The organism is Tropicimonas sp. IMCC34043 (genome assembly GCF_003390845.1).
GTDB lineage: Bacteria > Pseudomonadota > Alphaproteobacteria > Rhodobacterales > Rhodobacteraceae > Tropicimonas.
Genome location: NZ_QMEK01000004.1, coordinates 1 through 24387, shown reverse-complemented (window position 1 = coordinate 24387; position 24387 = coordinate 1). Strand labels below are relative to the sequence as shown.

The 24387-nt window shown below is 65.2% G+C and carries 19 protein-coding genes; 9 read left to right on the top strand and 10 right to left on the bottom strand.

What is annotated here, in order from left to right; genetic code table 11:
- Position 1: 1 nt before the first annotated feature.
- Positions 2-931 (bottom strand): arginase, encoded by a 930-nt coding sequence (locus DQG17_RS14835; RefSeq protein WP_116133646.1) that lies wholly within the window; start codon positions 929-931, stop codon positions 2-4.
- A 113-nt stretch (positions 932-1044) separates the two neighbouring features.
- On the opposite strand from DQG17_RS14835, the gene DQG17_RS14830 reads away from it, so the two are divergent.
- Positions 1045-1503 carry an Lrp/AsnC family transcriptional regulator gene (locus DQG17_RS14830; protein WP_232829456.1) on the top strand — a complete coding sequence of 153 codons (459 nt, stop codon included), beginning with the start codon at positions 1045-1047 and terminating at the stop codon, positions 1501-1503.
- Positions 1504-1556: 53 nt separating this feature from the next.
- On the opposite strand, the gene DQG17_RS14825 is transcribed toward DQG17_RS14830, so the two are convergent.
- On the bottom strand, positions 1557-2813 hold the full coding sequence (locus DQG17_RS14825) for a succinylglutamate desuccinylase/aspartoacylase family protein (protein ID WP_116133644.1): 1257 nt from the start codon (positions 2811-2813) through the stop codon (positions 1557-1559).
- A 223-nt stretch (positions 2814-3036) separates the two neighbouring features.
- Here DQG17_RS14825 and cphA point away from each other — a divergent pair, with 223 nt between their 5' ends.
- Positions 3037-5778 carry a cyanophycin synthetase gene (gene cphA / locus DQG17_RS14820; protein WP_116133643.1) on the top strand — a complete coding sequence of 914 codons (2742 nt, stop codon included), beginning with the start codon at positions 3037-3039 and terminating at the stop codon, positions 5776-5778.
- Positions 5779-5792: 14 nt separating this feature from the next.
- On the top strand, positions 5793-7982 hold the full coding sequence (locus DQG17_RS14815) for a cyanophycinase (RefSeq protein ID WP_116133642.1): 2190 nt from the start codon (positions 5793-5795) through the stop codon (positions 7980-7982).
- A 58-nt stretch (positions 7983-8040) separates the two neighbouring features.
- On the opposite strand, the gene DQG17_RS14810 is transcribed toward DQG17_RS14815, so the two are convergent.
- The 4 genes from DQG17_RS14810 to DQG17_RS14795 form a co-directional block, all read right to left on the bottom strand.
- A complete protein-coding gene (locus DQG17_RS14810) occupies positions 8041-8736 on the bottom strand; it encodes an ABC transporter permease (RefSeq protein ID WP_116133641.1) in 696 nt (231 codons plus the stop codon).
- A gap of 1 nt (position 8737) precedes the next feature.
- A complete protein-coding gene (locus DQG17_RS14805) occupies positions 8738-9418 on the bottom strand; it encodes an ABC transporter permease (protein ID WP_116133640.1) in 681 nt (226 codons plus the stop codon).
- A 73-nt stretch (positions 9419-9491) separates the two neighbouring features.
- Positions 9492-10259 carry a transporter substrate-binding domain-containing protein gene (locus tag DQG17_RS14800; protein WP_116133639.1) on the bottom strand — a complete coding sequence of 256 codons (768 nt, stop codon included), beginning with the start codon at positions 10257-10259 and terminating at the stop codon, positions 9492-9494.
- Between the two features lie 112 nt (positions 10260-10371).
- Positions 10372-11160: an ABC transporter ATP-binding protein gene (locus DQG17_RS14795; protein ID WP_232829455.1), complete on the bottom strand. Its 789-nt coding sequence runs from the start codon at positions 11158-11160 to the stop codon at positions 10372-10374.
- Between the two features lie 458 nt (positions 11161-11618).
- On the opposite strand from DQG17_RS14795, the gene DQG17_RS14790 reads away from it, so the two are divergent.
- From DQG17_RS14790 to cyoD, 6 genes are all read left to right on the top strand, one after another.
- On the top strand, positions 11619-13319 hold the full coding sequence (locus DQG17_RS14790; protein WP_116133637.1) for an arylsulfatase: 1701 nt from the start codon (positions 11619-11621) through the stop codon (positions 13317-13319).
- A 95-nt stretch (positions 13320-13414) separates the two neighbouring features.
- A complete protein-coding gene (locus tag DQG17_RS14785) occupies positions 13415-14434 on the top strand; it encodes an HAD family phosphatase (RefSeq protein ID WP_116133636.1) in 1020 nt (339 codons plus the stop codon).
- A gap of 182 nt (positions 14435-14616) precedes the next feature.
- The gene (locus DQG17_RS14780; protein ID WP_232829454.1) at positions 14617-15579 is read left to right on the top strand and encodes a cytochrome ubiquinol oxidase subunit II; all 963 of its coding nucleotides are present in this window, start codon (positions 14617-14619) and stop codon (positions 15577-15579) included.
- A 15-nt stretch (positions 15580-15594) separates the two neighbouring features.
- On the top strand, positions 15595-17697 hold the full coding sequence (locus DQG17_RS14775) for a cbb3-type cytochrome c oxidase subunit I (protein ID WP_116133635.1): 2103 nt from the start codon (positions 15595-15597) through the stop codon (positions 17695-17697).
- Positions 17694-18317 carry a cytochrome c oxidase subunit 3 gene (locus DQG17_RS14770; RefSeq protein WP_232829453.1) on the top strand — a complete coding sequence of 208 codons (624 nt, stop codon included), beginning with the start codon at positions 17694-17696 and terminating at the stop codon, positions 18315-18317. Before DQG17_RS14775 ends, DQG17_RS14770 begins: the two co-directional genes overlap by 4 nt.
- A complete protein-coding gene (cyoD, locus tag DQG17_RS14765) occupies positions 18317-18667 on the top strand; it encodes a cytochrome o ubiquinol oxidase subunit IV (protein WP_116133634.1) in 351 nt (116 codons plus the stop codon). The genes DQG17_RS14770 and cyoD overlap by 1 nt, the downstream gene beginning before the upstream one ends.
- Before the next feature lie 18 nt (positions 18668-18685).
- Here cyoD and DQG17_RS14760 read toward each other — a convergent pair whose 3' ends face one another.
- Genes DQG17_RS14760 through DQG17_RS14745 form a run of 4 tightly spaced genes read right to left on the bottom strand, consistent with a single transcriptional unit; the run spans position 18686 to position 23993 of the window.
- Positions 18686-20209 (bottom strand): adenylate/guanylate cyclase domain-containing protein, encoded by a 1524-nt coding sequence (locus tag DQG17_RS14760; RefSeq protein ID WP_157973626.1) that lies wholly within the window; start codon positions 20207-20209, stop codon positions 18686-18688.
- 3 nt (positions 20210-20212) lie between these two features.
- Positions 20213-20578: a response regulator gene (locus DQG17_RS14755; protein WP_116133632.1), complete on the bottom strand. Its 366-nt coding sequence runs from the start codon at positions 20576-20578 to the stop codon at positions 20213-20215.
- Positions 20575-23247 (bottom strand): response regulator, encoded by a 2673-nt coding sequence (locus tag DQG17_RS14750; protein ID WP_116133631.1) that lies wholly within the window; start codon positions 23245-23247, stop codon positions 20575-20577. Before DQG17_RS14750 ends, DQG17_RS14755 begins: the two co-directional genes overlap by 4 nt.
- Positions 23244-23993, bottom strand: a complete 750-nt coding sequence (locus DQG17_RS14745; RefSeq protein ID WP_198666149.1) for a DUF3365 domain-containing protein — start codon at positions 23991-23993, stop codon at positions 23244-23246. Before DQG17_RS14745 ends, DQG17_RS14750 begins: the two co-directional genes overlap by 4 nt.
- Positions 23994-24387 lie beyond the last annotated feature (394 nt).

Below are 24387 nucleotides of genomic sequence, written 5' to 3'. Positions count from 1 at the left end.
ATCACGATCCGGTATGGCGAAGCGCCTCACCGGGCGGCAGCAGCCCGGCTGCAAGACGGCACATCAGGGTTGCGGTGCACGCCCGATCATCGAGGCGCGGGTTCAGTTCCACGAGGTCGAGCGAGCTGACAAGGCCGCTGTCGCGCAGCATGGCAGCGATCTGTCCGGCCTGCGCTTCGGTCGCGCCCCCGGCCTCGGTGGTGCCGGTGCCGGGCGCGATTGCGGGGTCAAGGAAATCGACATCGAAGCTGACATGGAGATCGCCGCCTTCGCGTGCAACCCGGTCAAGGAAGGCCGCAAGCGGGGCGGTGACCCCGGTACGGTGAAGGTCGGCCATCGGATGGGCGTCGATCCCGAGTGCTGCAAGTCGGCGCGCCTCTGCGCCATCCACAGACCGCAGCCCCATCATGCACAGATTGGCCGGGTTTACCCGCGCCGGCAGCGGCGAAAACGCCTCGAACCCCGGAAGACCCAGGGAATAGGCCGCGGGCGTGCCGTGCAGATTGCCGCTGACCGTGCTGTGCAGATCGTGCAGGTCCGGATGCGCGTCGAGCCAGAGCACGAAAAACGGTCGCCCGACCTCGGCCGCGCGCGCCGCCATCGCGGGCACGGTCGCGGCCGAGATCGAATGATCGCCGCCAAGGAACACCGGCAGGGCACAGCGCCGCCCGGCCTGCCGCGCCGCAGCCCCCAGCCCGCGGATCATCGCGGCGGTTTCGGACAGGTTTCTGAGCGCGGGATTGGCATGGGACAGCGCCGGCCCCGGTTGCGGCCGCGCGTCGCCCAGATCGACGACCGCACGGCCGTTTTGTTGCAGCTCGCCAATCAGGCCCGCCGCACGCCAGGCCCCGGGCCCCTCTGCGCATCCCGAAATCCCGGCGCCGGTGTCGACCGGCGCGCCCAGAATGCACGTGCTGTTCGGATAGGTCACGAAGGCCCTTTCGATGTCTTGGAGATGTAGTGTCCTGTTCGCCACCAGAGTGACGGCAGGCGTGATCAAACCGAAGGGCCAACTTGCACATATTTATGATATAGATATGCAACATGACCGGCGGTATTCGACAGGATGACAAGCCCATGGTGGAACTGACCGAAACTGACAGGCGCATACTGGCCGCCCTGACCGAGGATGCCCGGGTGCCTGTCACAGTCCTCGCCGACCGCCTGGGGATAAGCCGGACCACGGTTGCGGCACGGCTGGAGCGGATGGTTGCCGAGGGCACGATCCGCCGGTTCACCATCGTCACCCGCACCGCCGAGCAGGCGGCGGTGCGGGCGGTGATGACAGTGCAATTGCAGGGCAGCCTGTCGCGTCAGGTGATCCGGGCGATGCGGGCGATCCCCGAGGTCGCCTCGCTTCACTCGACCAACGGCGCCTGGGATCTGGTGGCCGATCTGCGCGCCGGGTCGCTGCAGGACTTCGACCGGGTGCTGCGGGCGATCCGCGAGATCCCGGGCGTGCTGAACAGCGAGACCAGCATCCTGCTCGACTCCGTGCTCTAGCGGCCGCTGGCGCAGCAGGGCCGGGAGGGGGCTGGACGCCCCCCCCTGGCGCTTCAATCGGTCAGCAGGTTTCCGGTGCGTTCCGGCAGGGGCGTCGCGCCCGCGATCTTGCCGATCACCTTGCCGGGCCAGGCAAAGGGCTGGTCGTGGCGGGCGAACAGCACGCCCTCGGTATGCGCCCGCACCTCGGTGCTGTCGCCAAGCGGATCGACGATGGTCGCGATCAGGTCGCCATCCCGGATCGTATCGCCAAGCCGCGCGTGATACAGCACGATGCCCTCGACCGGCGCGATCACCTGCTGCATCGCCTCGAGCGGGGTCGCGACGCAGAGCAGCCGGGGCATCACGCCCGCCTCGCCCGCAAGTGCCCCGCGCCGGCGCAGGAAGCTGAGGATCGCCATCGCATCATCGCGCACCAGCCGTTCGGCGACATCGTTGTTCGACCGCAACTCGACCGTCACCGACAGGCAGGCAGGCGGGATCGGCTGGTCGGGGAAGGCCTCGGCCAGCGCCCACCAGGGACCCGAGCAGGCCTCGTCGAACGGATTGCCGCCCGACAGCGCACAGAGCAGGACGGCGCGGGCGTCAAGCTCGGCTGCCAGATCCTGCGCGTCAGGCCAGAGCGCGGTGCCGGTGTACATATGGACAAGCGCCTGGTTGTCGGCATGCAGGTCGAGCACGATATCCGCGTCACAGGCAAGCGCCAGCAGGTGGTGGCGCAGGGTGTCGAGCGCACCTTCTGGCGTCATCCCGGCCAGCGTCCGTTGCATCGCGGCCCGGATCGCAGCCACGTTTGCCACCGGATCGGGCCCGATCTGGCCCGAGACCGCCTGCGCCACGGCAGGTGCGAGGTCAGGATAGCCACGGTTGAAGTTCTCGCCGCTCTCGGTCTCGAACCGGCCCTGAAGCACGCCGAAGCCGTGTTGGGCCAGCCCGATCGGATTGGCGACCGGCACCACGACGATCTCGCCCACGATCTTGCCGTGCGCCGCCTCTTCCTGCAGGCGCAGCGCAATCTCGCGCAGGACCAGCATTCCGGGCAGTTCGTCGGCGTGAAGCCCGGCTTGAAGATAGACCTTGGGCCGCGCGCCGGGGGTACCGAAGCGCAGAACTTCGAGCCCGCGTTCCGCCCCTGCGCCACCAGCTGGCAATGCCAGGTGATCGCGCGAAACGGGCGACGGCTGCGAGGCGGGTTTCGAGACAGGGTGGGACGCGGACACATCGGCCGTGGGGGCCTCGGGCAGCGGGGTCTCGGCTGCGGTATCGGGCGTGGCGGAGGTGGTGGAATCGGTCGGGTGCGGGTCCTGCATTGGCTGGGCTCCTAGGGCTTCAGGCATCGGGTCTGATTCTCTGTCCTGCGGACGGTCATGAGGGTCAAGCAAGGAAAACGGGCAAAGGTTCCCCCGGCCGGCGCCGAAGCCGCCAGCGGCGCGATGCGGGGATGAGAAGGGCTTTCCGAGCCCGCGGCTTGTCTGTAGCTATTGAAGCCAAAGCCCTGTCGCGCGACAGGCAATGCCGCAGCGGAGATGTATCATGCAGGTCGTCAAGACGTCGGTCTATGTGGGTCCCAATATCTATTCGAAACAGCCCCTGATTCGCTTGACCGTGGATCTGCACCGGCGTGCCGGTGTGCCGGTTTCCGAATATGCCGATGTTCTGATCGACCCGTTGCTGGACATGGTTCCGGGGCTTGCCAATGCCGTCACCGAGACCGGCGAGCCGTTCATCGAACGCGCCCGCAGCGCCGCCGATTGCGGCCTGGGCGAGTTGATGGCGCAGGTGGCGCTGGCGCTCGAAGGTCAGGCGGGCGCTCCGGGCAGGCTCGCGTTCTCGCGCCCCGGCGCCTACCCCGACGAGGTCGAGGTGCTGTTCGGCTATGAGCATGAGGAAATCGGGCTCGAGGCCGGCGATCTGGCCCGCGACCTGATCCTCGACCTGATCGCGCCCGAGGACGACACCAGCCGCGAGACGACCGAAGAGGCGCTGGAAGACTTCATGTATTTCGCCTCGCGTCGGGCGCTCGGCCCCTCGGCGCTGGCCCTTGTCAGCGCCGCCGAGGCGCGCGACATCCCTTGGGTCCGGTTGAACGATGCCAGCCTCATTCAGGTCGGTCAGGGCAAGTACCAGAAACGGATCGAGGCGGCGCTGACCAGCCAGACCTCGCATATCGCGGTCGAGATTGCCGCCGACAAGGAGCTTTGCACCCGGCTGCTGCACGATCTGGGGCTGCCAGTGCCGAAACAGCGGGTCGTGCGCGATCCCGAAGGCGCCGCCGATGCCGCGTCCCGGATCGGCTATCCGGTGGTGATCAAACCCGTCGACGGCAACCATGGCCGCGGCGTCGTGGTCAACGTCCAGACCGACGAGCAGGCCGAAGAGGCCTTTCTGATCGCCGAGCAGGAGGGCAGCGGCGTCGTCGTCGAAAGCATGATCCTGGGCGACGACCACCGGCTGCTGGTGGTGAACGGCAAACTCGTTGCGGCGGCCAAGCGGATGCCGGGCCATGTGGTCGGCAACGGCAGCGACAGCATCGCCGAACTGGTGGCAAAGGTGAACGAGGACCCGCGCCGCGGCAAGGGCCACGAAAACATGCTGACCCGGCTGGAGCTCGACGAGGTCGCAGACCGGATGCTGGCCGAAAAGGGCTATACGCACGACAGCGTGCCGCCGGAGGGCGAGGTCGTCTATCTGCGCAAGACCGCGAACCTGTCCACCGGCGGCACCGCAATCGACGTGACCGACGTGATCCACCCCGATAACAAGCTGATGGCCGAGCGCGCGATCCGCGCCGTGGGGCTCGACCTCGGCGGGGTCGATTTCCTGACCACCGATATCACCCAGAGCTTCCGCGAGACCGGCGGTGCGATCTGCGAAATCAACGCAGGCCCCGGCATGCGGATGCACATCGCGCCCTCCGAAGGCAAGGGCCGCGACGTCGGCGGCGCGGTCATGGACATGCTGTTTCCCGAAGGCGCACCTGCGCGGATCCCGATTGCCGCGCTGACCGGCACCAACGGCAAGACCACCACGGCGCGGATGCTGGCGCATGTGATGAAGATGGCGGGCTTCACCGTCGGGCAGACATCGACCGACGCGGTCTATGTCGATGGCAACGTCACCGTGAAGGGCGACATGACCGGGCCGATGGCGGCCTCGATGGTGCTGCGCGACCCGACCGTCGACATGGCGGTGCTGGAAACGGCGCGGGGCGGCATCGTGCGTGCCGGACTCGGCTATAACTTCTGCGATGTGGGGGCGGTGCTGAACGTCACCTCGGACCATCTGGGCCTTGGCGGTGTCGATACCGTCGAGGGGTTGGCCGAGGTCAAGCGGCTGGTCGTCGAGGTCGCAAAGGACTGCGCGGTGCTGAATGCCGACGACGAGCACACATTGAAGATGGCGGCCTTCACCGATGCCAAGCACATCTGCTATGTCACCCGCAATCCCGACAATTCGCTGGTGCGCGAGCATATCAAGCTCGGCAAGCGCGCCGTCGTGCTGGAAGAGGGCCTGAACGGCGGCCAGATCGTGATCTTCGATCATGGCGCGCACATGCCGCTGATGTGGACGCATCTGATCCCGGCAACGCTGGAAGGCAAGGCGCTGCACAATGTCGAGAATGCGATGTTCACCGCCGCCATGGCCTATGCGCTGGGGCTAAGCCTCGACCAGATCCGCACCGGTCTGCGCACCTTCGACAATACCTTCTTCCAGAGCCCGGGGCGGATGAACGTCTATGACGAACACGGCTTCCGGGTGATCCTCGATTATGGCCACAACGAGGCCGCGGTCGGCTCGATGGTCGATCTCGTCGACCGCCTGAACCCGGCCGGGCGCAAGATCGTCTGCGTCACCTGCCCCGGCGACCGCCGCGACGAGGACGTCAGGGCCATCGCGCGCAAGGTGGCCGGGCACTTCGATTTCTACCTCTGCCACAGCGACGATAACCCGCGCGGCCGCACCCCCGAAGAGGTGCCCGAGATGATCAAGGCCGAACTGATCGCGAACGGCGTGCCCGAAGACGCGATCCAGGTCGTGCCGGAGGAAGAGAAATCGGTGCGAACCGGGCTGGAGATGGCACGTCCGAGCGACCTGTTGCTGATCTTCTGCGATGGCATCACCCGGTCCTGGAAGGAGATCATCTACTTCAAGCCGACGGTTCCGGCACAGCCGGTTCCGGCCGAAGAAAAGGTCGCGGCCGCGGGATTCGATGTTCCCGCAGGCTACAGGCTGACCAGCGACGAGCGTGGCGTGCGCCTCGTTCCAGACGTCTGATCGGATAGTGAGAAATGGTTAGAGTTCCGTCCCGGGCAGCTCACAAGGCTGAGGGGGGCAGAAAGCTTGCGGTGATCGGTGGGCGGCTGGAGGATGACAATACTGCCATCTACTCCGAAATGCACCGGCTGTCGGGCGGCCGCATCCTGATCTTTCCAACCGCGTCTTCGGTCCCCGAAGAGGTCGGCGACGAAAGCGCAGAGGTCTTTCGCGCGCACGGATTCGAGGTCGAGATCGCGCCGCTTCACGGCAAGAATGCGGCTGCGCGGTCGTCAGACCCGGCGCTGATCGACCAGATCGGGCGTTTTGGCAGCTGCTATTTCACTGGCGGCGATCAGGCCAAGATCCTGCAGGCGCTGGCCCCTGGAGGTGTCCCAAGCCCGGCGCTGAATGCGATCCGCAAGGCCCAGAAGCACGGCGGGCTGGTGGCCGGGTCAAGCGCGGGTGCGGCGATGATGTCGCAACCGATGCTGCTCGGGGGCACATCGCTCGAGGCGGTGATCCATGGCGTCACCAAGGACCCGGACCAGCCGGGCCTGCTGGTGGGCGACGGCCTCGGGTTCTTTCCCTTCGGCATGGTCGACCAGCATTTCATCAAGCGTGGACGCCTTGGCCGGATGGTCGTGGCAATGACCGCCGCCGGGCAGCCGCTGGGATTCGGCATCGACGAGAACACCGCCCTGATCGTCGAAGGCGCGGCCGGCAAGGTCGTCGGCGAATACGGCGTGATGATGATCGACCTGAAACATTCCAGGACCGACCGCCGCGGCCGCACCTTCCAGGATTTCGGCCTCAGTTATCTCGACGACGGCGATACCATCGACCTGCGCCGATGCAGCGTGTTTCCGGGCGAGGGCAAGCGCCGGGTGCTGATGCGCGACGTCGCCTATCGGGCCAGGGTCCGGTCGCGGCGCAATGCCTTCGGCGCCTACACGCTCTATGACCTGATGGCGCGGCTGGTGCTGGGGGATCCGCGGGTCTATGGCGAGGACCGGGTCGAGGCCTTCGATGCCCGGTCGGGTATCAACGTCTCGGTGCTGCTGGAACGGATCTCGGGCGAGACCCGCTGCCTGATCGCGACCCCCGAGGCGGGGCTGAGGATGACGGCGCTGAATTTCCGCGCCACGATCAACAGCGAGGTGCTGAGCGCCACGCGGATCGCCGACCGGATGGGCCGGCCCGCCCGCACCTATGGCATGGATCCCAAGGCCGAGGCGCGGATCGTCTTCCTCGGCTCCTCACCGCTCAATTCCGCGAAGGAAATGCTGGACCAGACCTTCGGGCTTCTCGGTGAGGGGCCGGTCGCGGTGCTGGCCGCCGCCTCGTCCGAGCCGCGCGCAGTCGCACGCGAGCATGTCGAGCTGCTGGCGCGATATGGCATCCGTGGGGTCGATCTGGGGGTCAGCATCGACACGGTGGAATTCACCGCCCACGACACCGAAATGCTGGAAAGCATCGACACGATGTCGGGCATCCTGATGTGCGGCGGCAACCAGACCCGGCTGGTCGAGACCCTGCTGCACCGGGGCGAGGAAAGCGCGCTGCTGCGCGCCATCGCGCGGGCGCATGCCAAGGGCGTGCCGCTGATCGCCGCGAGCGGCGCCGCCTCGGCGCTGTCGGGCGTGATGATCGCGGGTGGATCGACCTATGAGGCGCTGCGCTATGGCGTGTCCTCGGACGTCGGGCATCAGGGGCTGGCAATCCAGGAAGGGGTCGGTCTGTTCGCCGGCGGGATCGTCGATCAGAACCTGATCGGCAGCAAGCGACTGGGCCGTCTGGTCGTCGCATGTGCCGAGGAGAGCGAGCGTTTCGGCATCGGCGTTTTCGAGGACAGCGCCGTCATCGCCACCAGCGCCGGAATGCACCTGCAAGCCGTCGGCCGCAACGGATTCATCCTGGTCGAGATCGACCCGATGCAGCTGATCCTGCAAAGCGACAGCTTTGTCGCCAATGGCGTCCGGCTGACGGTGCTGGGCCCCGGCGACAGCGTAGATCTGCGAACCGGCGTCGTGAACCGTGCATCCCCGGTGACCGATGTCATCACCGGCTTGCTGGCGCGCCTGGTCTCGGGGCTTGCAACAGAGGCAGGCGCGGCGGTCGGCGGCCAGAACTCGGGCATTCCCGGGGTCGCTGTGCGGCCGGGCGACGCCGAGGGCGGCACGGCCTGGCTCGACCTCGAATGCCCGCGCGACGACGACGATTGAACAACCGGCTTCCGGCCGCGCCGGGCGGGGCGGCCCCGTTCGGCGCGACGAACCTGCCCTAGCGGGCGTGAAGGATATAGCGGTTGTAGCGGTTTTCCAGCAGCCGGAAGATCCGGGTAATGACCAGCGTCAGCAGGTAATAGATCACGCCCGCGATGGCGAAGACCTGGATCGGCTCGTAGGTGGCCGAGGCGGCCAGCCGCGAGACCCCCATCAGCTCCATCAGCGTGATGGTCGAGGCAAGCGAGGTGCCCTTCAGCAGGATGATCACCTCGTTGGAATAGGCCGGCAGACAGATCGAGAAAGCGCGCGGCAGGATCACCATCCGGTATGTCGTGACAGCCGACATCCCGCAGGCGTGCGCCGCTTCGATCTCGCCGCGGGGTACGGCAAGGATGCCGCTTCGCACGATTTCGCCCGAATAGGCGGCGGTGTTCAGGACAAAGGCGATCAGCGCGCAGACATAGGCCTCGCGCAGGATCGGCCACAGGATGGAATCGCGGACGAAATCGAACTGGCCGAGGCCGAAATAGATCAGGAAGATCTGCACCAGCAGCGGCGTGCCGCGAAAGAACAGCGAATAGGCCGCGGCAATGCCCGAGACGAACGGGTTCGGCGACAGCCGGCCCAGCGCAACCGGAATCGCCAGCAGAACCCCCAGAATGGCCGAGATCGTGACCAGCTGGATCGTCAGCCATGTGCCCGAGACGAAGTCCCAGCCATAGCGCGAGAGGATGTCGACAAGGATCTGCATCTCAGCGCGCCCCTGCAAAGCCGCGGCTGGCGCGTCTTTCCAGCCGGGCGATGATCCACATCGAGACGAGGGTAATCGCAAGGAACATCAGCGAGGCGACGAAAAAGAAGGTAAAGGGTTCGCGGGTGGTCTGGGACGCCTGCTGCGCCTTGCGCATCAGATCGTCGAGCCCGACGATCGACACCAGCGCCGTGTCCTTGACCGACCCCTGCCACAGATTGCCAAGGCCGGGGATCGCGACCCGCCAGATCTGCGGGATCTGAATGTAGCGGAAGGTCTTCCAGGTCGAGAAGCCATAGGCGCGGCCGGCTTCGATCTGGCCCTTGGGCACGGACTGAAAGGCGGCGCGGAACGTCTCGGAGGCATAGGCGCCGAAGATTACCGACAAGGCTGCCAGACCGGCCCCGAAGGGCGATACCTCGAACCCGCCTTCCGGAAGCATCCCGTTCAGAACCTGCGTTCCACCGAAGTAGATCAGCAGCAGCACCAGGAATTCGGGGATGCCGCGCATGAAATTGGTAAAGGCATAGGCCGGCCGCGACAGCCAGGGGCTTTTCGACAGCTTCGCCAATGCAAGCAGCATGCCGAGTATGAGCCCCACCACCATGGTCGAGATCGCGAGCAGTAGCGTCGTGCGCAGCCCCGCAAGAAGGAGCGGCAGGTATTCGGTCACATGTGCCATTCGTGCGGTCTTTGTCCCAAGGGCCGGGGCGGGCCGCCGGGGCGGCCCGCCGTGGCTGGCTTACTGCGGTGGCCTACTGCGGCGGCATGATGCTGGTGGCCATGTACTTGTCGTTGATTTCCTTGTATTTCCCAGAGGCAATCAGCGCCGCCAGTGCATCGTTGAACTTCTGCTTCAACGCGTCGTCGCCCTTGCGCAGGCCGATGCCCGCGCCCTCGCCCAGAAGCGGATCGAAGACGGGTTCGCCCACCTGTTCAAAATTGGCGCCATCGGCCGAGGCGAGGAACTCCTCGATCACCACCGAGTCGGCGAACACCAGATCGACGCGGCCGCTGACCAGATCGAGGTTCGCAGCCTCGATCGTGTCATAATACTGGACGCGGGCTTTCGGGAACTTGGCCGAGACATAGTCGGCCATGGTCGTGCCGCGCTGCAGGCCGATGGTCTTGCGCTTCAGCCCCGCCTCGCTCAGGTCGAGCTCGGATCCCTTGGGGCCGATGAACAGCGCCGGGGTGACATAATAGGGGCCGGCAAAGTCGATTGCCTTCAGCCGGTCCTCGGTAATGAACATCGAGGCGATGATGGCGTCGATCTTCTTGACGTTCAGCGCCGGGATCAGACCGTCGAAAGACTGGTTGATGATCTCGCAATCGGCCTGCATCTGTTCGCAAAGCGCGACCGCGATATCGACGTCGAACCCGGACAACTCGCCCGACGGCAGGACAAAGGCGAACGGCGGATAGGCTGCCTCGGTTCCGATCCTGATCTTGTCCTGCGCCATCGCGGGCAGGGCCAGTGCCACAAGGGCGGCTCCGAATAGCGTGGCAATCTTCAGCTTCATGACGGCTCCCCGTTTGGTTTTGGTTTCGACGCCTCAGCGCCGGCTGGTCTGATCCTGGCGCCACGGGCGCCCGGCCTGTCTGGTCGCGGTGCCTGTCGGCGCCGGCGTTGTGTTATTTCAGGCTTCCGGTCAGGAATTGCCGGAAGCGTTCCGAATTGGGGTTCTTCATCACCTCTCGGGGGTCGCCCTCGTCCTCGACCAGCCCCTGATGCAGGAACATCAGCCGGTTGGCGGCCTCGCGGGCAAACCCCATCTCGTGGGTGACGACCAGCATGGTCCGTCCTTCTTCGGCCAGCCCGCGCATCACCTTGAGCACTTCATTCACCAGTTCCGGGTCGAGCGCCGAGGTTGGTTCGTCGAACAGCATGACCTCCGGATCCATGGCCAGCGCACGGGCGATCGCGACGCGCTGCTGCTGACCGCCGGAGAGCTGGCTGGGATAGTGGCCGACCTTGTCCGAGACGCCGACCTTCTTGAGCATTTCCTCGGCCTTGGCGGTGGCCTCGTGCTTGTCGCGGCCGAGCACGTGGACCTGACCCGCAACCACATTGTCGAGGATCGTCATGTGCTGCCAGAGGTTGAACTGCTGGAACACCATGGCGAGCTTCGAGCGGATGCGGTCGACCTGCTTCATGTCGGCCGGAGCCGGCTCGCCGCGCCGGATCGTCATCCTGATCTGTTCGCCCTTCACGCGGACCTCGCCGCTGGTCGGGGTCTCGAGCAGGTTGATGCAGCGCAGGAACGTCGACTTGCCCGAACCGGACGAGCCAAGGATCGCGACCACATCGTGGTCATGCGCGGTCAGCGAGATCCCCTTGAGGACCTCATGCGTACCGAAGGTCTTGTGGATTTCGTTGACCTCGAGGGCAACTGCCGCATTGCCGTTTCCGTTTGTCGTCACGTCAAACGCACCCCCTGCCGACCCTGCGCCGTACCCTGCTGTCAGGGGCGACTGCCAACCGACCCTGCCATAGCGGGATCGATCAATCCATGTCTCGTACCTCAGCGCAGATTTTCGGGGCCGTCCAGTTCCTTCAAGGATACAGCAGCGATTTGCACATTCTCGCCGCATATTTCCCGAGGCTCTGCCCGTATTCGCGCAGGGTCCGGCCAGAGCGCCGCGAATCAAGGGCTTCGCCTGCCCGGATTGAGGCAACGGCACGGACGCGGACCGTTGGCCGCAGGACGACCAGGCGTTTTTCGGGAACTTTTCTGGTGAGCCGATTGGGGATTTGCGGTACCATTGAGCAGTGGGTTGCAATATCCCTGCACCCGCCGCGCAATTAGGGACGGCGCGGTCAGACGGCGATCTTTTCATCGCCCGGTCGGGAAACGAATAGCGAACTGGGAGAAATACATATGACGAATTCATGGCCGAACAGCCGGGATTTGAGCGGAGGCTGGCGACTGTCGCTGACCGCCGTCCTTGTGGTCGCCACCGGCATCGGCGGGTCTTTTGCCTTTTCTGCCTCGGCGCAGACCGAGGCCACAGCAGAGGCCAAACCGAACATTCTGCTGATCGTCTCGGACGACACCGGCTGGGGGGATCTTGGCCCCTATCTCGGTGGTGCCGCGCGCGGGATGCCGACGCCGAACTTTGACAAGCTGGCCGAAGACGGAATGATCTTTACCAATTTCTATGGTCAGCCAAGCTGCACGCCGGGCCGCGCGGCGATCCAGACCGGGCGCATCCCGAACCGCTCGGGCATGACGACCGTCGCGTTCCAGGGCCAGGGCGGCGGCTTGCCGGCCGCGGAATGGACGCTCGGGTCGGTGCTGAAGGAAGCCGGCTACAAGACCTACTTCACCGGCAAGTGGCATCTGGGCGAAAGCGACTATGCGCTGCCGAATGCCCAGGGCTATGACGTGATGAAGTACGCCTTTCTCTATCACCTCAACGCCTATACCTATGCCGACCCGAAGTGGTTTCCGGAGATGTCGGACGACCTGCGCGAGGTCTTCGTCAAGGCGACCAAGGGCGCGCTGTCGGGCAATGCCGGCGAGCCGGTCAAGCAGGATTTCATGGTCAACGGCGAATATGTCGACACCCCGGACAAGGGCGTCGTGGGCATCCCCTTCCTCGACGCCTACGTCGAAAAGGCCGCGGTCGAATTCCTTGAAGACGCCGCCAAAGCCCCGGACACGCCGTTCTTCATCAACGTCAACTTCATGAAGAACCACCAGCCGAACATGCCGGCACCGGAATTCGAGGGCAAGTCGATCTCGAAAACCAAATATGCCGATTCCGTAGTCGAACTCGACACAAGGGTCGGCAATGTGCTGGCCAAGCTCGGTGAACTCGGGTTGGCAGACAATACCGTGGTCTTCTACACCGTCGACAACGGCGCCTGGCAGGATGTCTACCCCGATGCCGGCTATACCCCGTTCCGCGGCACCAAGGGCACGGTTCGCGAAGGCGGCAACCGGGTGCCGACCATGGTGCGCTGGCCCGGACATGTGGCGCCGGGCTCGAAGAGCGACGATATCCTCGGCGGGCTCGACCTGATGGCAACCTTCGCCTCGATTGCGGGCGAGAAGCTGCCCGAGAACGACCGCGACGGCCAGCCGATCATCTTCGACAGCTATGACATGACCCCGGTCTGGACCGGCGCCGGCCCGTCGGATCGCAAGAGCTGGTTCTACTTCACCGAGAACGAGTTGAGCCCCGGCGCGGCCCGTGTCGGCCAGTTCAAGTATGTCTTCAACCTGCGCGGCGACGACGGCGCCCAGACCGGCGGTCTGGCGGTCGACACCAACCGCGGCTGGAAGGGGCCGGAAAGCTATGTCGCGACGGTTCCGCAGGTGTTCGACCTGCTGCAAGATCCGCAGGAGCGCTATGACATCTTCATGACCAACTGGACCGAGACGACCTGGGCGATGGTGCAGGCCAACGACTCGATCACCAACCTCATGAAGACCTATGTCCAGTATCCGCCGCGCAAGCTTCAGAGCGAAAGCTATTCGGGCCCGATCACCATCACGAACTATCAGCGGTTCCAGTGGGCGAAAGACGCGCTTGCCAAGGATGGCGTCAACATCGGCATGCCCACGGGCAACTGACCCCGACACGCCAGACCTGGCCGGGCCCCGAAACGGGCCCGGCCTTTCACAGGCGCCCAGTGTCAGGTGAAATCTCCGCCAGAGAGGATAATCGAATGAACTTGTCGTTGCTTGTCGCACGCGGTGCGATCCCCGCCCTGTCGGTTCTCGCATTTGCCTTCCCGTCGCTCGCACAGGACGATCCGCTGCCGTCCTGGAACGATGGCGATGCCAAGGCGGCAATCGTCAGCTTCGTGCAGACCGTAACGGACGCGTCGGGCGCCGACTATGTGCCCCCGGCGGCGCGCATCGCCACTTTCGACAACGACGGTACGCTGTGGACAGAACACCCGATGTATACCCAGCTCGCCTTTGCGCTCGACCGGGTGAAGGCGCTGGCCCCCGACCACCCGGAATGGCAGACGACCCAGCCATTCCAGGCAGTGCTGGAGGGCGACATCAAGGCGCTGGCCGCGTCGGGCGAGCACGGATTGATGCAGATCGTCGCCGCCACGCATGCGGGCATGAGTACCGCGGATTTCGAGACGATCGTTCGCGACTGGATGGCGACGGCGAAGCATCCGAAATTCGACCGCCCCTATACCGATCTGGTCTATCAGCCGATGCTGGAACTGCTGGGGTATCTGCAGGACAACGATTTCAAGACGTTCATCGTCTCGGGCGGCGGGATCGAATTCATGCGGCCCTGGACGGAACAGGTCTATGGCATCCCGCCCGAGCAGGTCGTCGGATCCTCGATCAAGACCGAGTTCAAGATGGTCGATGGCAAGCCGGTGCTGATGCGTCTGGCCGAAGTCGACTTTATCGATGACAAGGACGGCAAGCCGGTCGGGATCAACTCGCACATCGGCCGGCGTCCGATTGCGGCCTTCGGCAACTCGGCCGGCGACCGTCAGATGCTGGAATGGACCCAAGACGGCGACGGCGCGCGGCTGATGATGCTGGTGTTTCACGACGATGCCGACCGCGAATATGCCTATGGCCCGGCCAATGGCGAGCCTGACACAAAATTCGGCACTTTCCCGCAGGACCTGATGGACGACGCCGGGAAACAGGGCTGGAACATCATCAGCATGAAGAACGACTGGGCAACGATCTTCCCGTCTATGGAGTGAGGCGGCCGCACCCGGAGACTCCGGCCTTCTGCCCGCGGTCACGGCCTGCGGGCGCTTTGTGGATTTCGGGCCCGCCGGGGGCTGGCATGGCTGTGACGGCTTGTTCGCGGCACCGACCGGATGCTAGCGTTGCCAGGCCTGAACTCACCGATCACGGTAACGTCCCCCCGCAAGGAGCCGCCATGCCCCCGCCCCGGCCGCAGCCCGCAATGACCGCGGCCATTCCACTTGCGATGGCGATTGCCCTGATGGCGGGCAGCGCGCAGGCGGGGATCGGGTTCCTGTCGCCCGAAGGGCCGGTTGCGGCGCTGCAACGCGAGCAGTTCTGGCGGATCATAGTGATAACGATGATCGTGGTGGTGCCGGTCCTGCTGGGCGTGCCGCTGCTGGCCTGGCGCTATCGTCATGGCAATGCCCGTGCCCGCTATGCCCCGCATTGGGACCTCTCGCGCCCGCTTGAATGGGTGATGTGGCTGGTGCCGGCCGGCATCGTCGTCGTGCTGGGCACCTTCCTGTGGCAGGACACGCACAAACTCGACCCCTATCGCCCGATTGCCGGCCCGACGCCGCCGCTGCAGGTTCAGGTGGTGGGGCTCGACTGGAAGTGGCTGTTCCTCTACCCCGAACAAGGCATCGCGACGGTGGGCGAGCTGGCATTCCCGCAGGATCGCGCGGTGTCGCTGGAGCTGACCACCGACACCGTGATGCAGTCGTTCATGATCCCGCAACTCGTCGGTCAGATCTATGCCATGCCGGGAATGCGCACGAAGCTGAACTTTGCCGCCGACCAGACCGGCGATTTCGCCGGTTTCAACACCCAGTACAACGGCAAGGGGTTTCACGAGCAACGGTTCGCGGCGCGGGCGATGGAGCCGGCGGCGTTCGACGCCTGGGTGGCCGAGGTGAAGGACCAAGGCGTGCCGCTCGATGCCGCCACCTATGCAAGGCTGGCCGGGCAGTCGACGCCAGCCGAGGTCCGCAAGGGCTTTGGCACCGCAGGAATGCCCGAAGACGTCACCTATTTCTCGGGCATCGCGCCCGGACTCTTCGACGGCGTTCTCGGCCGCTATATGTCGGGCCGGGCGCTGGCCGATGCCGCACAGCCCGGCGCGCCGGACTATCACCCCCAAACGTCGGGCGAATAAGGTGGAAATGCCGGAATGACATCGCAGGAACTCTGGTCACTGGCCCTCGGTCGGCTCGACGTCGACGCGCTCGATTTCCTGAAGGCCTTTTATGCCCCGTCCGAGAACGACGACATCCTGTCGGGCGCGGCCTGGGTGGTGATCCTTGGCGCGGTCACCGTAGTGGCGCTGCTGACGATCTTCCGGGCCTGGCGGCCGCTGTTTCGCGACTGGCTGACCAGCGTCGATCACAAGAAGATCGGGGTGATGTACATCGTGCTTGCCATGGTGATGCTGGTGCGCGGCGTGCTGGAGGGCGTGGTGATGCGCGCCCAGCAGGCGGACGGGCTGACCGGCGGGTTCCTGTCGGCCAACCATTTCGGGCAGCTGTTTTCCACCCACGGCACGATCATGGTCCTGTTCATGGCGATGCCGTTCCTGACCGGCCTGATCAACATCGTGGTGCCGCTGCAGATCGGGGCCCGCGACGTCAGCTTTCCGATGCTGAATTCGGTCAGTCTTGGCTTCACCACTGCGGGCGCCGCACTGATCATGATCTCGCTGGTGATCGGCGAATTCTCGACCGGCGGCTGGACCGCCTATCCGCCCTATACCGGCCGCGTGTTCCAGCCCGGGGTGGGGCCGGATTACTGGCTGTGGGCGGTGATCCTGTCAGGGGTTGGATCGACCCTCACCGGCATCAATTTCGTGGTCACGATCTACAAGGAACGCGCACCCGGCATGGGGTTCATGCAGATGCCGATGTTCACCTGGACGGCACTTTGCACCGCGATCATGATGATCTTTGCCATGCCCGCGGTCACCGTTTCGTCGGCGATGCTGGTGCTCGACCGCTATCTGGGGTTCCATTTCTTCACCAACGACCTTGGCGGCAACATGATGAACTATGCCAACATCTTCTGGCTGTTCGGCCACCCCGAGGTCTATATCCTGGTCCTGCCCGCCTTCGGGGTCTATTCCGAGGTTGCCTCGACCTTCTCCGGCAAGCGGCTCTATGGCTATGGGTCGCTGGTCGCGGCGACCATGGTGATCGCGCTGCTGTCGTTCACCGTCTGGCTGCACCATTTCTTCACCATGGGTCAGTCGGCCGATGTCAACGCCGCCTTCGGCATCGCCACCATGCTGATCGGCGTGCCCACGGGCGTGAAGATCTATGACTGGATGGCGACGCTGTTTCGCGGGCGGATCCGGTTTACGGTGCCGGTGATCTATCTGCTCGCCTTCATGATGCTGTTCGTCCTCGGCGGGCTGACCGGCATCCTGCTGGCCAATCCGGCGGTCGATTTCCAGGTTCACAACACGCTGTTTCTGGTCGCGCATTTCCACAACATGCTGATCCCCGGGGTGCTGTTCGGTCTGTTCGCGGGCTATACCTACTGGTTTCCCAAGATCTTCGGCTTTCGCCTGAACGAGGTCTGGGGCCGGATCGCGGCCTTCAACTGGATCGCCGGGTTCATGCTGGCCTTCTTTCCGCTTTATGTCGTTGGCGCCATGGGGATGACCCGTCGCACCATGGCCTATGCCGAACCGGCGTTTCAGATCTGGTTCCATATCGCGGGCGTCGGTGCCGCGCTGCTGACAGCCGGGCTTGCCAGCCTTTGCGTGCAGCTCTGGGTCTCGATCCGCAACCGAGAGCAGACCCGCGACATCGGCGGCGACCCCTGGGACGGACGGACGCTGGAATGGGCCACACCCTCGCCGGTGCCCGAGTACAACTTTGCCGTGATCCCCCGGGTCCATTCCCGCGAGGCCTTTGCCAGCGCGAAGGCGGCGGGCGCCGGCTATCCCGAGCCTGCGTCCTATGCCGACATCGATCTGCCGGGGCCGACCTGGACCGGGCTGGTCATGGCGATCTTCGGCACGACGCTGGGCTTCGGGCTGATCTGGTACATGTGGTGGCTGGCGGCGCTGTCCTTCGCGGTCATTGCGGTGACGCTGATCGGGCGGGCGATCCGCGGCGACAGGCATCCCAGGGTGATCCCCGCCGCCGAGGTCGCGGCCGAACACCGCGCCTGGCTGGCGCGCATCCGCGCCCTGCCCGCGGCGCCCCGCACCCAGGAGCGTAGCCCGGCCAATCGCGGCATGGCGGCGCCCGAATACAGGGACCTTCGGCCATGAGCGACATCGCGCAGACAGGGTTCAGCTTTGACGCAACCCCGACCATGCACAACGACGATCCGGGCAAGGCGATCTCGGGCTTCTGGCTGTTCATGATGAGCGATCTGATCATCTTCAGCCTGTTCTTCGCCACCTATGCCACCATGCTGACACCGATGAGCATTGCCGGTGGGCCAGGACCGAAAGACATTCTCGAACTCAGAAGTGCCGCGTTCGAAACCGGCGCGCTGCTGACCAGCACCTTCACCTTCGGCCTTGCCTCGCTGGCCATCGCCCATGGCCGGGGCCGGGCGCAGGCGATGGGCTGGCTTCTGGTGACGCTGGCGCTGGGGCTCGTGTTCCTCGGGCTCGAGGGGCGCGAGTTCGCCCGGCTGCTCGATATCGGCGCTGTGCCACAGCGGTCGGGGTATCTTTCGGCGTTGTGGGGTCTGGTGCCGCTGCACGGGCTGCATGTCACCGCAGGGGTGATCTGGCTGACGATCCTTCTGGTGCAGATGGGCACACAGGGTGTTACCGGCCGGGTCAGGGCCGGCGCGGCGCGGCTGGCGCTGTTCTGGCATTTCCTCGACCTGATCTGGATCGGGATCTTCTCGGTCGTCTATCTTGGAGGGCTCGCCTGATGTCAGACCCCGCCCCGCAGTCGAACGACGACGGGTACCGCCGCGGCCTGCGCGGCTATCTCAGCGGATTCCTGATCGCCGCGCTGCTGACCGCCGTGCCATTCTGGGCGGTGGCGACCGGGCGTCTTTCGGCTGTCGCCACGATCGCGGTGATCGCTGGCTGCGGCATCGTCCAGTTCGGCGTCCACTTGCGGTATTTTTTGCATGTGGATCTGAGCCCGGGCAAGCGGGACGAGTTGCACCTGATCCTGTTCTCGCTGCTGCTTCTGATCATCATGGTCGCCGGCACGATCTGGATCATGGTCAACCTGAACCTGCGCATGCTGGTCATGCCGGGCGGGGATATGTAAAAGCGGCTGCGGCGGCGTTCAGTCGACCAGATAGGTCGTCATAACCCCTACCCCCTTGATGTTTTGGGTGCGCGCCTCGGGCTCGCCTATCAGACGGTCGGCCAGCAGCCTGCGGGCGTCGCCCGACAGATGGATGCGCCCCGGCACGCCGCTTGCCTCGAGCCGGCTGGCGAGGTTCACCGTCGCGCCCCAGACGTCATAGACGAAGCGCACACGCCCGACGAGGCCGGCGATCACGGGGCCCGAGTGCAACCCGACCCGGATCGACAGCCCGCCGCCGTGCCCGGCCTCGGTTGCCCGGATCATGTCGCGGGCAAAATCGAATGCGCGGTGGGCGTGGTCACGGCGCGGCACGGGCACACCGCAGGCGGCCATATAGGCATCGCCGATGGTCTTGATCTTTTCGACGCCGTGCCGGTCGGCGATATCGTCGAAGGTAAGGAACACCGCGGTCAGGCGTTGCACCAGTTCCGCGGGATCGATGCTGGCCACCAGCGGCGTGAAACCGACGATGTCGGCAAAGACGATGGTGGCGACCTCGAAACGGTCGGCGATGACATCTTCGCCGTCGCGCAACCGGCGGATGACGGGCGCAGGCAGCATGGCATGCAGCAGCGCATCGGCCCGGTCGCGTTCGTATTCGATCCGGGCGACATATTCGCGCTCGCGCAGCTGCCACCGGCGGCGTTCAAGGCAGGCCCTGACGCGGCTTTCCAGCAGCACCGGGTCCACCGGCTTTTCCAGATAATCCTCGGCGCCCGCCTCGATGCAGCGGGTGACGGCGCGGATCTCGTTCAGGCCCGAGACCATGATCACCGGGATCTGGCGCCAGTCCTGATGCGCCTTCAGCCGGCCGAGCAGCTCGATGCCGTTCAGATCCGGCATCAGGATATCGACCAGGGCCAGATCGAAATCCCCGGTCTCGACCAGCGCCAGCGCCTCGGTGGCAGAGGCGGCCAGCGTCACCTCGTGGCCCTGCCGCACCAGCTGGCGTTTCAGCAGATCGCGGTTCTGGGCAGTGTCGTCCACCACCAGGATCCGGCCGCAAAGCGCGCTTTGCTCGGTCCGGCTCAGCGACAGCGTCTGTTCCAGCGACCGCGCGGTCAGGGCGTCGATGGTTGTCTCGGCGGTATCGGGGTTGGTGTCGAGAACGCGGTCGATCTGACTGACGAGGATGGCACATTCGCCGGTCACGGTGCGGATGTCGGCCAGAACCGAGGGCGCGATGCGGTCGCCGAAATCCTCGACGATCAGTTCTGAGTAACCGAGGATCGCATTGACCGGCGTGCGCAGATCGTGGCGAAGCCGCGTCTTGTCGCCGGGCTCGACCTCGCCGTTCTTTAGTGCGGCGACCAGCGCCAGCAGATCATGTGCGGCGGCCTGGACCTTCAAGGCATCGGCCAGCGCCTCGTCCGGGCCAGACTTGCGCAGTTCCTCCAGCACGATGTCCTGAAACCCGGCGATTGCCTCGGCCGGTCCGAACAGCCGCTGCGCGATGCGGATCGACATCGCCCTGCGGCGGATCTTGTCCTCAACGGCCATGGATCAGCCGGACAGCAGGCTGTCGATGGTCGCAAGCAGGTCGGGCAGGTCGATGGGTTTGGTCGCAAATGCGTCGCAGCCAGCGGCCAGCGCCTTTTCGCGGTCGGCCTCCATGGCATGCGCGGTCAGCGCGATCACCGGAATACCCTCGGTCGCGGGATCGCCCTTCAGAGCGCGGGTCGCGGTCCAGCCATCCATGACCGGCAGACTCATGTCCATCAGCACCACATCCGGCACAGCCTCGCGGCACGTCCTGACCGCGGCTTCGCCGTCGCGCGCCGAGATCACCGTGAATCCCTTGCGCGACAACCGCCGCGACAGCATGTCGAGGTTCATTTCATTGTCTTCGACAATCAGGACCTTCGTCATTCGTCGGTGCCTTTCTGCGTGGCGGGCGCCCCGCCGACATGTCTGTGGATCGCCGCAAGAAGATCGCCGCGCCCGTCGGCCCCCTTGCGCACCACGTCGCGGGCATGCGCGCCAAGCCAGTCGATCTCGCGCCGGGTCAGATCCTTGGATGTGGCAACTATAACCGGGATGTCGGCCGAGTCACTCGCGCTGCGCAGGTGGCGCAGCACCTCGAACCCGTCGATATTCGGCATCATCAGATCGAGAATCACCAGCCCCGGGGCATGTTCGGCGATCAGCGCCAGCGCCCGCGCGCCGTCCGATGCCTCGCGCACCGCCCATCCCTCGCGCACCAGCAGCCGGCGGAACAGCGCCCGGGTCGCCGGGTCGTCGTCCACCACCAGCACCTCGCGCGCCCGGTCGCCCACCAGACGCTGGATGCGGTCGATCAGGCGTTCGGGATCGACCGGCTTGATCATGTGATCGACGGCGCCAAAGGCAAGCCCCATGTCGCGGTCGGCAACCACGGTGACCAGAATGACCGGGGTCTCGCACAGGACCGGGTCCTGCTTCAACTCGCGCAGCACCGACCAGCCATCGCGTTCGGGCATGATGACGTCGAGAAGGATCACGTCGGGATGGTGCGTCCGCGCCAGATCGACCCCTGTCTGCCCGTCGCAGGAGGCAAAGACGGTATAGCCCTCGCCGCGGACGAATTCGGCCAGCGAGGACAGCGCCGCCGTGTCGTCGTCGATGATCAGGACCTTGAAATGCGCGTCGCGCCCGACGACGGCAGCCTCGGACCGCGCCGGCAGGGTCAGGGTAAAGCACGCGCCCTTGCCGGGCGCCGAACGCACCGTGACCTCGCCGCCCATCATCTCGGTGAAGCTGCGGACAATGGACAGCCCCAGTCCGGTGCCGCCATAGGTGCTGGCAGTCGAGCTTTCGGCCTGCGAGAACGGCTGGAACAATCGCGCCATCTGCTCCTCGCTCATGCCGATCCCGTCGTCGCGCACATCAAAGCGCACCGCCTCGTCCTCCCGGCGCACCTCGAGCTCGATCTGTCCGTGGTCGGTGAATTTCGCCGCGTTCGACAGCAGGTTGAACAGGTTCTGCCGCAGCTTGGTGCGATCGCTCTCGATGTCGCCAAGATCGGGGCCAAGGGTGACCTGCAGCCGGTTGCCATTGCGCGCGACCAGCGGCGCCACTGTCGCCTCGACCTCGCGCAGCAGCGCGGTCAGGTCGATCCGCTCCAGATGCAGCTCCATCTTGCCGGCCTCGACCTTCGACAGGTCGAGAATGTCGTTTATCAACGCCAGAAGATGCCGACCCGAGGCCATGATCTTCTCCAGATCCGGCACCATCGCCGTGTTGCCCTCATCCTCGCTATCCTCGATCAGCATCTCGGAATAGCCGATGATGGCGTTCAGCGGCGTCCGCAATTCGTGGCTCATCGATGCGAGAAAACGGCTTTTCGACTCGTTGGCGGCCTCTGCCTCCGCCCGCGCAACCTCCAGTTCGGTCTGGCGCCGGCGCAGTTCCGTGATGTCGGAATAGACACAGACCGTGCCGCCATCGGGGGTCTTGCGCCGGGTGACCATCATCCAGCCGCTGGCATAGGGCATCTCCTTGCGCGATCCGGCCGGATCGGCATGTATCTTCATTCGTCCGGCCTTCCAGGCGCCGGGGTCACGATCGCCCAGATCCACCTCTCCGGTCGCGATCGCTGCATCGAGGAAATCGCCATAGCCTGCCCCCTCGGGCAGGTTGGCCGCGGCAGGGAACATCTCGAGGAAGCGTTGGTTGCGCAGCATCAGCCGGTCATTGGCATCGTAGAGCGAAAAGCCGTCCGGGATGGTCTCGATTGCCGTCACCACGGTGCGCCGCTGTTCGGCCGCCGCCGCTTCAAGCTGGCGGCGCGCCTGCTGGGTTTCGTAGAGATCGCGCAAGGTATGCGCCAGACGGCCGAATTCGTCCGGGCCATCGGGAGGCAGATCCTGCGGTGGGCGCCCCTCCTGGACATCGGACATCGCAGCATTGATCCGGCGCAGCGGACCGAGGATCTGGCGCAGCACCCGAACCGTCAGCAACGCGCCGAGTCCGACAATGGCGAGGCAGACGAGCACCGCCCGGGTCTTGGCCGCGCGCGAGGCCTCGGCCGACACCGCATTGGCGGCGTCGGCCTCTCTGGCAAGGTCGTTGACCAGCGCGGTAAAAGCCTCGTTCACCGCCGCGCCTTGCTGACGTGCCTGCGCCCCGAGCGTGTTGCCGATGATCCGGTTGCCGTCGGTATAGGCGTCGACCGCAGCGATCGAGGTGTCCCAATAGCCATCGACCGCGCTGCCGATTTGCCCGGCGGTTTCCGGCGCAAAGCTGCCGAGGTTTTCGAGGCTCGATTCAAGCCTGTCACGGGCCTCGTGCGCCTTTGTCTCGGACAGAGTCAGCAGGCTGACCGCCAGTTCGGTCAACCAGTACCGCATTGCACCGAAATTTCGTTCCGCCTCGGCGGCGATCTGCAGCCGGTGGAACCGTTGCGTGGCCTCGGCAATGCGCCCTTGATTGGCGGTGAATTCAAGCGCGACGACAAGGGTCGAAACCACAAGCGCGCCGAGCAGGATCGCGGTCAGCGACCCGATGCGCCAGGGGATCCGGTTCGCCGTGATCCGGCGCAGGGTCGAGGTCGGGCTCAAGGCTTCAACGTGATGGAAATCGCACCACCAAGATCGCCCTCGGCTCCGCCCTCCTTGGGAAAGCCCGTGACGTCCACCTCACCCTTCGGTTGCCCATGGCAACTAAGGCACGAGGGACTGTAATACTCCGGGATCAACATGCGAAAGGCCGGCCCGTCGGCCCCGTCGGTTTCCTCGAAATAGGCCGCGCCCTTCACCCAGTCGGGAGCAAGGAACCGTTCCACGATCACCGCTTTTTCCCAGGGGTCCGGACGTGCGGTACGGTTGCGCACCAGTTCGGGCGGCGCCGTGACCTTGACGCTGGCCAGCCCCCCCACCGCCTCGCCGAAGCGTTCGTTGGTCAGCCGCGCGAAAACCGCCGGGATGAAGCCCTTGAACCCCAACCCCTCGGTATTGATCAGGCCCTGCGCATCGGCGATCACGCCCGCCATTGCGGCAAGCTGGGCTTCGGTCAGGCGCGCCTGCATCTCGGTCAGATCAGGCCCGAGCGGCGGCGCGCCATTGCGCGCCTCGAAGACCGCGACAACCTGATCGAGGAAGACCTCCGGGGTAAGTCCCTTGTCGGCGATGTCGGGGTCATTGATCAGCGCCTGGTTTTCCGAGATCACACTGCGACCTGCGCGCAAAAGCGCTGCAAGCCGGTTGCCGCTGTCAACAAGAGCCTGTTGGCTGGTCTCGGCGACAGACCTGCCGGGTGCTGTCAGGATAGAAATGGCCATGAATACAAGAAGGGAGGTGCGGGTCATGCCTGATCCATTCGTTTCCAGTGCGACCCAAAACCGCTTGCCGGTGGCAACCGAGAGCCGGTTGAGCCCGCACCCGCGGGCCGCAAGAGGATTGAACTTTCGCAAAAGTATCCGTCGGGAACGGGGTTTGCCAAGTCCGGATTTGGGATCAGTCCCGAACATAGCCGGGGGGTGCACGATGCGCGGACCTTTGGGAAAACTTGGTCCGGATCCGTTTGGGTGGGTCAGTCTGGCTTAAGGACCTTTGGCATTTCGGCGCGGTTCGATACTGGCCAGCCTTGGGATGACTATCCTAGGGCGTTGTGTTTTGTTGGTTTGGATTTTGCGACGATCGTCGAGAGTTATTGGGAATTTCGCTAGGTTTGGCGGTGACCTACTCTCCCACGTCTTGAGA

What these genes read in the sequence shown, in the direction of transcription:
- DQG17_RS14785 (WP_116133636.1), top strand. Translation starts at nt 13,415, where the DNA reads ATGAACTTGTCGTTGCTTGTCGCACGCGGTGCGATCCCCGCCCTGTCG.
- cyoD (WP_116133634.1), top strand. Translation starts at nt 18,317, where the DNA reads ATGTCAGACCCCGCCCCGCAGTCGAACGACGACGGGTACCGCCGCGGC.
- DQG17_RS14825 (WP_116133644.1), bottom strand. Translation starts at nt 2,813, where the DNA reads ATGCAGGACCCGCACCCGACCGATTCCACCACCTCCGCCACGCCCGAT.
- DQG17_RS14780 (WP_232829454.1), top strand. Translation starts at nt 14,617, where the DNA reads ATGCCCCCGCCCCGGCCGCAGCCCGCAATGACCGCGGCCATTCCACTT.
- DQG17_RS14830 (WP_232829456.1), top strand. Translation starts at nt 1,045, where the DNA reads ATGACCGGCGGTATTCGACAGGATGACAAGCCCATGGTGGAACTGACC.
- DQG17_RS14745 (WP_198666149.1), bottom strand. Translation starts at nt 23,993, where the DNA reads ATGACCCGCACCTCCCTTCTTGTATTCATGGCCATTTCTATCCTGACA.
- DQG17_RS14810 (WP_116133641.1), bottom strand. Translation starts at nt 8,736, where the DNA reads ATGCAGATCCTTGTCGACATCCTCTCGCGCTATGGCTGGGACTTCGTC.
- DQG17_RS14815 (WP_116133642.1), top strand. Translation starts at nt 5,793, where the DNA reads ATGGTTAGAGTTCCGTCCCGGGCAGCTCACAAGGCTGAGGGGGGCAGA.
- DQG17_RS14755 (WP_116133632.1), bottom strand. Translation starts at nt 20,578, where the DNA reads ATGACGAAGGTCCTGATTGTCGAAGACAATGAAATGAACCTCGACATG.
- DQG17_RS14800 (WP_116133639.1), bottom strand. Translation starts at nt 10,259, where the DNA reads ATGAAGCTGAAGATTGCCACGCTATTCGGAGCCGCCCTTGTGGCACTG.
- DQG17_RS14775 (WP_116133635.1), top strand. Translation starts at nt 15,595, where the DNA reads ATGACATCGCAGGAACTCTGGTCACTGGCCCTCGGTCGGCTCGACGTC.
- DQG17_RS14805 (WP_116133640.1), bottom strand. Translation starts at nt 9,418, where the DNA reads ATGGCACATGTGACCGAATACCTGCCGCTCCTTCTTGCGGGGCTGCGC.
- DQG17_RS14770 (WP_232829453.1), top strand. Translation starts at nt 17,694, where the DNA reads ATGAGCGACATCGCGCAGACAGGGTTCAGCTTTGACGCAACCCCGACC.
- DQG17_RS14790 (WP_116133637.1), top strand. Translation starts at nt 11,619, where the DNA reads ATGACGAATTCATGGCCGAACAGCCGGGATTTGAGCGGAGGCTGGCGA.
- DQG17_RS14760 (WP_157973626.1), bottom strand. Translation starts at nt 20,209, where the DNA reads ATGGCCGTTGAGGACAAGATCCGCCGCAGGGCGATGTCGATCCGCATC.
- cphA (WP_116133643.1), top strand. Translation starts at nt 3,037, where the DNA reads ATGCAGGTCGTCAAGACGTCGGTCTATGTGGGTCCCAATATCTATTCG.